Below are 5686 nucleotides of genomic sequence, written 5' to 3'. Positions count from 1 at the left end.
GGTGCGGGGTTCGGGGCTTGCCGGTTGTCGCGTGCGGGTCGTACGGGGCTCGGCTCCCAGGGGCTTCGCCCCCGGACCCCCTCTCGCCCTGCGGGCTTCATCGGCCTTCGGCCTTGTCCTCAAGCGCCGGACGGGCTGATATTCGGCCTCGTCCTCAAGCTCCCCCAGCTACCGCTGGGAGGTGCCCCCAGGACCGGCTGATTGTCGCCCTCCGGGCTCGTCCTCAAGCGCCGGACGGGCTGGATTTGGCGGGCCGACATTGCCGGACCGGCTGGAATCGCAGGCCGATGTGGGCGGAATCCTGACCCTGACCAGGTGCGCGTACGCTTGGTGGGCATCTCATCCAGGATCCGGAGCACCTTTTTCGTGAACGAGCAGCCTCGTCGTCCCCGTAAGCCGTACCGGCGACCCCAGAAGGACCCCGTGCGGATCCTCGCCTTCGAGGCCTTGCGGGCGGTGGACGAGCGGGACGCGTATGCCAACCTCGTGCTGCCGCCGCTGCTGCGCAAGGCGCGGGAGAAGGGCGGGTTCGACGGGCGGGACGCGGCGCTCGCCACTGAGCTCGTGTACGGGACGCTGCGTCGGCAGGGTACGTACGACGCGATCATCTCGGCCTGCGTCGACCGGCCGCTGCGTGAGGTCGACCCGCCGGTCCTGGACGTACTGAGCCTGGGCGCGCACCAGTTGCTCGGTACCCGTATCCCCAGCCATGCCGCGGTGTCCGCGAGTGTGGAGCTCGCCCGGGTCGTACTCGGCGACGGGCGCGCCAAGTTCGTGAACGCCGTCCTGCGGAAGATCGCCGCCGACGATCTCGACGGCTGGCTCGAGCGGGTCGCGCCGCCTTACGACGACGGTGCCGAGGAGCACCTGGCGATCGTGCACTCGCACCCGCGCTGGGTCGTCTCGGCGCTGTGGGACTCGCTCGGCGGTGGCCGGGCCGGTATCGAGGACCTGCTCGAGGCCGACAACGAGCGGCCCGAGGTGACCCTGGTCGCCCGGCCGGGCCGGATCACCGCCGAGGAACTGCTCGACGGTCTCGACGAGGACACCGCGCTGCCGGGCCGCTGGTCGCCCCACGCGGTGCGGCTCAGCGAGGGCGGCGAACCGGGTGCCCTCGACGCGGTGCGCGAGGGGCGGGCCGGAGTGCAGGACGAGGGCAGCCAGCTCGTGGCCCTCGCGCTCGCGAACGCGCCCGTGGAGGGGCCTGACGCACGCTGGCTGGACGGCTGCGCGGGCCCCGGCGGCAAGGCCGCGATGCTCGCCGGGCTCGCCTCGCAGCGGGGCGCGCTGCTGCTCGCCTCCGAGAAGCAGCCGCACCGGGCCCGCCTGGTCGCCCAGGCGCTCGACGGCAACCCCGGGCCGTACCAGGTGATCGCCGCCGACGGCACCCGGCCGCCGTGGCTGCCCGGCAGCTTCGACCGGGTCCTGATGGACGTGCCCTGCACCGGACTCGGCGCGCTCCGCCGCCGCCCGGAGGCCCGCTGGCGCCGCCGTCCCGAGGACCTGGACGGCTTCGCGCCGCTCCAACGCGCCCTGCTCCAGGAGGCGTTGGAGGCGGTACGGGTCGGTGGCGTGGTCGGCTACGCGACCTGCTCGCCGCACCTGGCGGAGACCCGCGCTGTGGTCGACGACGTACTGAAGCACCGGGACGACGCCGAACTCCTCGACGCCCGCCCGCTGTTGCCCGGTGTGCCCGCGCTCGGCGACGGCCCCGACATCCAGCTCTGGCCGCACCTGCACGGCACGGACGCGATGTATCTGGCGCTGATCCGGCGTACGAGCTAGCCGCTGCCCTGGCAGCCGCCGTTCTACTGGCCCTGGTAGGGCGGCTGTTGGGGGTTCGGGTTCTGCGCGTACGGGCTCGCGGGCCCGTACGGCGGGGCGGGCGGCTGCCGCTGTTTGCGGTTCTGGACGACGATGGCCAGGATGATCCCTCCGACCGCCAGGAGAATGAAGACAACCACAGCGGCTATCAGCAGCAGACCGAGCATTACGTGCACTCACCTTCACGAGCCTTGGCCAACCGGGGGTACCGGGGGAACGTCCGAGCCTACAAGGGCGCCGGATGCCGAACCGCCCCGGTGTTCCGCCTGGTCCGTGCACGATGCAACGACGGCAACCCGCGCTGGGCATGGCAGGCTTGGGGCATGGCAGTTCAGATCAGTCCCAGCATCCTGTCCGCCGACTTCGCGCGTCTCGCCGCCGAGGCCGAGGCCGTCGACGGCGCCGACTGGCTCCACGTCGACGTGATGGACAACCACTTCGTGCCGAACCTGACGCTCGGGGTGCCGATCGTCGAGTCGCTGAGCAAGGCCACGGGCACGCCGCTCGACTGCCACCTGATGATCGAGGACCCGGACCGCTGGGCGCCGCAGTACGTGGAGGCGGGGGCCGGGTCGGTCACCTTCCACGCCGAGGCCGCCGCCGCTCCCGTACGGCTCGCGCGGGAAATCCGGGCCAAGGGGGCCCGTGCCTCCATGGCGCTGAAGCCCGCGACGCCGATCGAGCCGTACGAGGACCTGCTGCCCGAGCTGGACATGCTGCTGATCATGACCGTGGAGCCGGGCTTCGGCGGGCAGTCGTTCCTCGACATCATGCTGCCGAAGATCCGCAGGACCCGTGAGCTGATCTCCAAGCACGGCCTCGAACTGTGGCTGCAGGTCGACGGCGGCGTCGCGGAGTCGACGATCGAGCGGTGCGCCGAGGCGGGCGCCGATGTCTTCGTCGCGGGCTCCGCCGTGTACGGCAAGGACGACCCGGCCGCCGCCGTGCGCGCCCTGCGGGCCAAGGCCACGGACGCCACCGCCTCCGCCGCCTGGGCCTGCGGCCACTGACAGCCACCGAACGGTCACGAGTCGCCGGGCTCGGCATCCTGTGTGCCACCGGCAGATGAACGGGGACCGGCAGGACTGATCAAGTGTCGCGGCATCTGCAAGGATGAGCGAAACCGATGAGTGAACTTGTGAATCGATTCTGATCGCAGTCGTGTGAGACAACAGCTTGTGAGCAGCGGTCTGAGAACGGACGGCCGCCCTGTGAGCGAGACAGGGCCCGTACGCGGCAGAGCTTGTGAACAGCAGTGAGGAGAGCGCCGTGACTGGCATGTCAGCGGGGAGGCCGGCCCTGCGGATGGGACCCGCTGAGCTGGTGCAGGCGGCGGCCATGGCCCGCCGCTTCTATCTCGAGGGCAAGTCCAAGATCCAGATCGCGGAGGAGTTCGGCGTCAGCCGCTTCAAGGTCGCGAGGGTTCTGGAGACCGCTCTCGAACGGGATCTCGTACGGATCGAGATTCGCGTACCCGCCGAGTTGGACGCCGAGCGCTCCGACCGGCTGCGGGCCCGCTACGGCCTGCGTCACGCGGTCGTTGTGGAGTCCCCGGCGCAGGCCGTCGAGGAGTCGCCCGACCCGGAGAACCTCGGCGAGGTCGCCGCCGACCTGCTCGGCGAGCTGGTCACCGAGGGAGACGTGCTCGGCCTCGCCTGGGGCCGGTCCACCATCCACATGGCGGCCGCCCTGCATCAGCTGCCGCCGTGCACCGTCGTGCAGCTGACCGGTGTGTACGACGCGGGCACCGCGGAGCGCGGCTCCGTCGAGGCCGTGCGGCGGGCCGCGCAGGTCTCCGGCGGCGAGGCGCACCCGATCTACGCCCCGATGCTGCTGCCGGACTCGGCGACCGCCGCCGCGCTGCGCAACCAGACCGGGATCGCCCGCGCCTTCGAGTACTTCGACAAGGTCACCGTCGCCGCGGTGTCCATCGGCTCCTGGGAGCCGGGCATCTCGACCGTGCACGACATGCTCACCGACGAGGAGCGCGCGCACTACGCCTCGCTCGGTGTCGCCGCCGAGATGTCCGCGCACCTCTTCGACGCCGAGGGCCGCCGGGTCGGGCGCGACCTGGGCGAGCGGTGCATCACGGTCGAGGCGGACCGGCTGCGCCGTATCCCCGAGGTCGTGGCCATCGCGGGCGGGCAGCGCAAGGCCGCCGCGATCGACGCGGTGCTCCGCTCCGGCCTGGTGACCAGCCTGGTCACCGACACCGCAGCGGCGGACCAGCTCCTGGAGGCCGGGCCCACGCCCCGGCCCGCGCTCGACCGGGCCGACCCCGACGGGGTCTGACCCGCACCTTCCTTCCCACCCCGCGCCCCGTATCTCGTGCCGCTCGGCCCGAGTGCGGGGCCGCTCGCGTCATGGGTACGGGCCGTACACCCGGCGGGCGTTCTCCGCGCCGATCAGCTGGGTCACCCGGTCCGCGTCGGGGCGGGACCACGCGCCCGACGCCACCCAGTCCGACGCCAGCGCGGCCAGAGCCTCGCGGAAGAGGTGTGCGCCGACCACGTACAGCTCCGGAAGGCCGTAGGCGTCCGTCGAGAACAGGAGCTTGCCGAACGGGGTGAGCTCAAGCGTCTCGGCGAGCACGGCGCGGGCGCGGGCCCCGGTGTGGCCGAGGGACAGGCCGACGTCCGCGTAGACGTGCGGGTGGACATGGGCGAGGTAGCCGGCGGCGCGGTGGTACGGGTAGCCGTGCAGCAGGACGAGCGTGCAGCCGGTAGGGCGCAGGGCGCGGATCAGATCGTCGAGGAGCAGTGGGTCGCTGTGCCTCAGGCGCAGGTCGGGGTCGCCGAACCCGGTGTGCAGCTGGAGCGGGCGGCCGGTGCGGGCCGCCGACCAGATCAGCCGGCGCAGCAGGGTGTGCTCGGTGACGCGGGTGCCGGGGCGGCGGTCCGTGAGCCAGGCCGTGGCCGCCCGCAGTGACTCCTCGCGGGTGGGCTCGGCGGGGTCCAGGTGCAGCCCGTGCCGGTACGCGGCGATCGACTTGAAGCCCGCCGCGGTGGCCGAGGCGGTACGGATCGCGCTGTCGACGGAAGTGAGGAACCGCTCGGCGTCGGGCGCGGTGCCCGCGTCGTCGGCCAGCCGCTCGGCGAGTGTCTCCAGGCGGACGATCTCCCGGGCCGTGCCGCCGCCGAGCGCGGCGAGTTCGGCGGGCGTCGTCAGGTCGCCGGGCAGGCCCGTGTCGACCAGGAACTCGGCGATCCCGGCCGCCCGGACCAGCCGCTCGCCCACCTCCCGTACCCCGAGCTCGGCCCGGCGGTCGAGGTAGTCGCGCGGCGCGCAGTGCGGTGCCAGGCCGAGCAGTGGCGGGCACAACCGGCGTACGGCGAAGCCGAGTTGGGTGTCGAAGAACGTGGTGCCCGGCGCGGCGGGCGCGTCCGACTCCGTCAGCAGGGCCTCGAAGGCGGCGCGGTCGGTGGGGGTGCGCAGGACGCCGTGGCAGTGCTGGTCGAGGAGGAGCGGCGGGCCTTCGGGGGTGCCGTCGGGGGCGGGGCGCATCAGTAGCGTTCCCGTGTCGCGGCGGCCAGCTCCTCGGGGGTGTGCCCGGCGAACAGCTCGGCCTCCGCAGTGCGTACCGCCGCGAACGCCTCGAACAGCTCGTCGCCCATCGCCTCCCGCAGCACGGTGGACGCGGAGAACAGGGCCACCGCGTCCGGCAGCGAGGTGGGCAGCCGTGGCACGTCCCGGCCGGCCGGGTCCCCGGCGACCGGTGCGGGCAGCGCGGTGTCCGTGTCCAGGGCGGCGAGGCCCGCGGCGAGCACCGCGCCTACGGTCAGGTACGGATTGGCCGCCGGGTCGAAGCACTTCACCTCGGCGTTGGCGGCGGCCGGGTCGTCGGGGGCGCCGGTGATGAAAC

Annotated in this window: 5 protein-coding genes and 1 pseudogene; 3 read left to right on the top strand and 3 right to left on the bottom strand. The window is 72.9% G+C overall.

Going from position 1 to position 5686, the window contains the following annotated elements; genetic code table 11:
- Window positions 1-366: 366 nt before the first annotated feature.
- Window positions 367-1785: an RsmB/NOP family class I SAM-dependent RNA methyltransferase gene (locus GUY60_RS33170; RefSeq protein ID WP_161704667.1), complete on the top strand. Its 1419-nt coding sequence runs from the start codon at window positions 367-369 to the stop codon at window positions 1783-1785.
- Window positions 1786-1808: 23 nt separating this feature from the next.
- Here the strand turns inward: GUY60_RS33170 and GUY60_RS33165 are convergent, their stop codons facing one another.
- Window positions 1809-1991, bottom strand: a complete 183-nt coding sequence (locus tag GUY60_RS33165) for a hypothetical protein (protein WP_161704665.1) — start codon at window positions 1989-1991, stop codon at window positions 1809-1811.
- Between the two features lie 156 nt (window positions 1992-2147).
- Here GUY60_RS33165 and rpe point away from each other — a divergent pair, with 156 nt between their 5' ends.
- Window positions 2148-2834 (top strand): ribulose-phosphate 3-epimerase, encoded by a 687-nt coding sequence (gene rpe, locus GUY60_RS33160; RefSeq protein ID WP_161704663.1) that lies wholly within the window; start codon window positions 2148-2150, stop codon window positions 2832-2834.
- Between the two features lie 235 nt (window positions 2835-3069).
- On the top strand, window positions 3070-4116 hold the full coding sequence (locus GUY60_RS33155; protein ID WP_161704661.1) for a sugar-binding transcriptional regulator: 1047 nt from the start codon (window positions 3070-3072) through the stop codon (window positions 4114-4116).
- Between the two features lie 69 nt (window positions 4117-4185).
- Here GUY60_RS33155 and GUY60_RS33150 read toward each other — a convergent pair whose 3' ends face one another.
- Together GUY60_RS33150 and GUY60_RS33145 are read right to left on the bottom strand one after the other, a co-directional pair.
- A complete protein-coding gene (locus tag GUY60_RS33150; RefSeq protein ID WP_161704659.1) occupies window positions 4186-5328 on the bottom strand; it encodes an amidohydrolase family protein in 1143 nt (380 codons plus the stop codon).
- A pseudogene (locus GUY60_RS33145) lies at window positions 5328-5686 on the bottom strand (glutamine synthetase); the annotation flags it as partial. The gene GUY60_RS33150 and the pseudogene GUY60_RS33145, both read right to left, overlap by 1 nt.

Origin of the sequence: Streptomyces boluensis (genome assembly GCF_009908195.1) — a bacterium.
In the GTDB taxonomy this organism is placed as follows: domain Bacteria; phylum Actinomycetota; class Actinomycetes; order Streptomycetales; family Streptomycetaceae; genus Streptomyces; species Streptomyces boluensis.
This window is presented reverse-complemented; position numbering and strand designations above follow the sequence as displayed.

Excerpts from the sequence above, each read along its gene's own strand:
- rpe (WP_161704663.1), top strand. The coding sequence starts at position 2,148 with ATGGCAGTTCAGATCAGTCCCAGCATCCTGTCCGCCGACTTCGCGCGT.
- GUY60_RS33150 (WP_161704659.1), bottom strand. The coding sequence starts at position 5,328 with ATGCGCCCCGCCCCCGACGGCACCCCCGAAGGCCCGCCGCTCCTCCTC.
- GUY60_RS33165 (WP_161704665.1), bottom strand. The coding sequence starts at position 1,991 with ATGCTCGGTCTGCTGCTGATAGCCGCTGTGGTTGTCTTCATTCTCCTG.